The organism is Facilibium subflavum (genome assembly GCF_003574485.1).
GTDB classification, from domain to species: Bacteria; Pseudomonadota; Gammaproteobacteria; order Francisellales; family Francisellaceae; genus Facilibium; species Facilibium subflavum.
In genome coordinates this window covers 1-3,855 of record NZ_QLIT01000153.1, presented here as the reverse complement: position 1 = coordinate 3,855, position 3,855 = coordinate 1, and the positions used below count along the sequence as shown (strand labels likewise).

The following is a 3,855-nucleotide window of genomic DNA, read 5'->3' as shown; positions in this document are numbered from 1 at the left end:
TCAGTTCATCTACCCGCTACGGACTCAGACCCCGGCACCTCCACGCATACTCGCCTTTACGTATTGCGTAGTGCTGATTTCAGGCAAATGAAAACCTTGATCAGGTGCGACGATGATATATTACGGGGCTCAATACCTTCACTTGCGTTGTGGCTGATAGACCGCCCTTACTACAGCTTCATAATGTTCGTTACCTTGCATTATGTGTAGTTCGGTTCCAGACTGGTGGCTAGCCTTTTTCTGGGCTGGATTGTCCAGCTTGATTGCCTTAGCTTTGCTTGGCGCACTCATTAAATTATTCTCCATATTTAGATGATTTTCCTTTTATTTTTACCTCAACAAAAAGGCAAAAATCATAATGACTGAGTATTTCTATGAAGTCCATACAGATCACAAAATTATTTTTTAATCTTCTTCAAAAACCACAAATAATCATTATTATTAGTTAAATTAATCACTATTTTTAATCGATTGATTGCCGATCATGAAGTAAAGCAATCCCTTGAAAAAAGCATAAGAACGTGTACACTGTGTGGCCATCTCAATGATATAGATGAAACATAATTCTTATGCTATTAATCTACTTACAACGCTTTTTAATGCCAAATCAAGATGGCAAATACATCACGGATTTTTTATCAGGACTCACCGTTGCTTTAGCACTTGTGCCTGAAGCCGTGGCTTTTGCCCTTGTTGCTGGTGTTAACCCTACAGTTGGTTTATACGCTGCCTTTTTTATGTGCTTTATCACTGCTGTATTTGGTGGACGCCCTGGAATGATCTCAGGGGCAACTGGCTCCATGGCTGTTGTGCTGGTTTCTATTATGCTACTGTTCCCGAACGACCCGCTAACTGGCATGCAGTATTTATTCGCGACCATTATCTTAACCGGTATTATTCAAATTATTGTTGGCGTACTTGGATTTGGAAAATTCATCCGCATGATGCCAAAATCAGTCATGGTTGGCTTTGTGAATGGCTTAGCCATCGTTATTTTCCTCTCGCAACTGCAGCAATTTAAATACATACCAACAGGACTTGACCATAAAGTATGGCTGCACGGGATTGATTTATATACCATGATTGGACTGGTTATTCTTGCGATGCTTATCACCCATTATTTACCCAAATTTACAAAAGCAATTCCTTCTGCATTAACAGCGATTATTGTTGTCACCTTAATTGCGCTATTTATTCCTTTACCGGCAAAACATATTTTAAATGTGGGTGACATGATTGGGCCTGCCAAAGATGCCGTTCATCATGTTTTTAGTGTACCACATATCCCATTTAGCTGGCATTCTATTACTATCATCGTACCTTATGCATTTATTTTAGCTGTCATTGGTTTATCTGAGTCATTGATGACACTGTCTTTAATTGATGAGCGCACACAAACCCGTGGCCGTGGTAATAAGGAATGCATTGCCCAAGGCGTTGGAAACGTTATCTCAGGCTTTTTCAAGAGCATGGGCGGATGTGCGATGATTGGCCAAAGTATGATTAATATTACCTCAGGCGGCAGAGGGCGTTTATCAGGAATCACCGCAGCAATCTTCCTATTACTTTTTATCGTTGTGGCCATGCCGCTAATTAAGCTTATTCCATTAGCTGCACTTGTCGGTGTAATGTTTATGGTAGTAATTGAAACCTTTGAATGGGCAAGCTTTAAGTTTATTCGTAAAATCCCGCTGCATGATGCATTTATTATCATCGTTGTCACGGTTGTCACCGTGTTGGCTGATCTTGCTGTTGCCGTGATTACAGGTATTATTCTGGCCTCACTGCAGTTTGCCTGGCAAACAGCAAAAAATATCTATACCGAAACGTATATCAAAGCGGATGGCAGTAAAGAATACATGCTACATGGCCCTTTATTTTTTAGCTCAAGCACGCGCTTTAAATCACTTTTTTCACCTGAAAAAGACCCCAAAGAAGTAATCATTGATTTTAAATATTCACGTGTCGCTGATCACTCTGCAATCGATGCCATACAATATGTGGCTGATCGCTATAATAAATTTGGTAAAAACCTGCACCTTCGACATTTAAGCCCTGAATGTAAAGCACTTTTAGGTAAGGCTGGTAATCTCGTTGAAGTCAATGTTTTAGAAGATCCAGACTACCATATTGCCAGCGATAAACTTGGTTAATATATCCATCATAAATCATTCTGCGATATTCGATGCCAGAAGTTTGTGATGGGTATGGTTAAATTATGATTATTTAATAACTGCACCAAGTTTTGTTATCAATACTTGGTAAATGATCTTTTGGACCTGTCTTGTTGGATGTACGCGATCCCAGAATAAATAGTTTTGCGGATTTGAACACAACTTTCCTTGTTCTTTGACCAACAGTGCGGCTTTAATGTCTGCCGTTCTTGGTAAGGTAGTATTATAGGCCTGCTGATTTTCCATTGTATAACCACCCTGCCAACAAGAATTGTTAACATCGTGAATATTCAAATGATAATCTTTATTAAACAGTTCTGTGTTTTCCAACATTTGCTTAAAAAGTGGCGTAATATCAATAAAAATAAAGGTTTTTCCTTTATATTTTGATTTTAACTCAGCTACCATTTGCTTTAATTTCTGATTATGCAACTGCGATAATGCTTTGGTTATCTTAGTATTATGCAAATCATCGACACTCTCTGGCACTTTAGAGAGATCAGGCAGGCCAATGAAAACAAACTTCGATACACCCTTATCAAGCAATTTGATCGTGTTAGCCTTAATGGAAGCAACTACATGGTCAGTCAAGTATTCAATCGATTGCTTTGATAAATTAGCAGGTTCAGTCAAATAATCATTGGCACCAATCCAGATAATTGCAGGGAAACGGCTGAAGTCTTGCCAGTTTTTAAGCTTTGCATTCGTGAAGAACATATTTACCTCTTCATCCAGACTATAAGGCAAATGTTCCAAATCCGGATTTAACACCGCTGTCGCGCCACCAATAGCATAATTACTTAGACTGATACCATCCTGTTTGAGTGCGTTTTTTAGTCGCCATGACCATACATCACCATTGGAAAACATTCCATTATAATAGTGCTTGTCATCTGGGATAATACCTTGTGTATATTCAAATAAAGTTCCCTTATCTGAAAGACTATCACCAAAAATAAGCACCCGTGATGCGTTAGCAAATATTGGACTTTGGCTAAAATCAACATCAATAGGGCAAGTCATTATCGTAATATTAGGGGTGCCATACCAGTTATGCCAGCTTTTTACCTGATTATCTACTTGAATCACACCTTCAATTGCTTTTAACTGGTACTGATTATTATCCCAGTTATTTTCTAAACGAAACTTTAAGTGTCCAATCTGCTGCTGGCTTTTATCTTTGATAATAATATTCTTTTCAACTTCCGTATCAAACCAGTAGCCAGTTGAAACATAGTTTAACAGCTGCACTTGATAAGGCGCCACCGTGACTTGCTTATCTATCTTAGCTGAATCAGTATCTTCTTGAATAAACGCTAAAGGTTCATGACAATTATTATTCACATACACGTTAATACCCGCCTTAGCTAAAACCATAGCAGGCGCTAAACAAAGTATACAACACAACTTCTCCCATCTCATATATCAAAAGCCTCCAGATAAAATAATAGAAAAGCAATAGTAGATATAGTAGACTTTATTATGACTAATAATCAACAGTTAATTTATCAATATTGTAAAATTATAGTATTTTTACCACACTACAGGACAGTAGCCACTGAACCCCTTTATTTTTAAGCGTTTTCATGTCATTTTTGTTTTGCTAAAAACGTAATAAAAAGAAGCATGGAACACACAAAGGAACTTCAGCAACTACTTAAGCACTAATGGCACTAAGTTA

Annotated in this window: 3 protein-coding genes; 1 reads left to right on the top strand and 2 read right to left on the bottom strand. The window is 38.0% G+C overall.

What is annotated here, in order from left to right; genetic code table 11:
• Positions 1-138: 138 nt before the first annotated feature.
• Positions 139-291, bottom strand: a complete 153-nt coding sequence (locus tag DNK84_RS14355) for a hypothetical protein (protein WP_162902145.1) — start codon at positions 289-291, stop codon at positions 139-141.
• Positions 292-569: 278 nt separating this feature from the next.
• Here DNK84_RS14355 and DNK84_RS09425 point away from each other — a divergent pair, with 278 nt between their 5' ends.
• Entirely contained in the window at positions 570-2,153 is a 1,584-nt protein-coding gene (locus DNK84_RS09425; RefSeq protein ID WP_407920618.1) for a SulP family inorganic anion transporter, read from the top strand.
• Between the two features lie 69 nt (positions 2,154-2,222).
• Here DNK84_RS09425 and DNK84_RS09420 read toward each other — a convergent pair whose 3' ends face one another.
• Entirely contained in the window at positions 2,223-3,596 is a 1,374-nt protein-coding gene (locus DNK84_RS09420; RefSeq protein ID WP_119344277.1) for an SGNH/GDSL hydrolase family protein, read from the bottom strand.
• Positions 3,597-3,855 lie beyond the last annotated feature (259 nt).

Bases quoted from the DNA above. Each gene is read 5' to 3' on its own strand.
- DNK84_RS09425 (WP_407920618.1), top strand. From the start codon at position 570: ATGCTATTAATCTACTTACAACGCTTTTTAATGCCAAATCAAGATGGC.
- DNK84_RS14355 (WP_162902145.1), bottom strand. From the start codon at position 291: ATGAGTGCGCCAAGCAAAGCTAAGGCAATCAAGCTGGACAATCCAGCC.
- DNK84_RS09420 (WP_119344277.1), bottom strand. From the start codon at position 3,596: ATGAGATGGGAGAAGTTGTGTTGTATACTTTGTTTAGCGCCTGCTATG.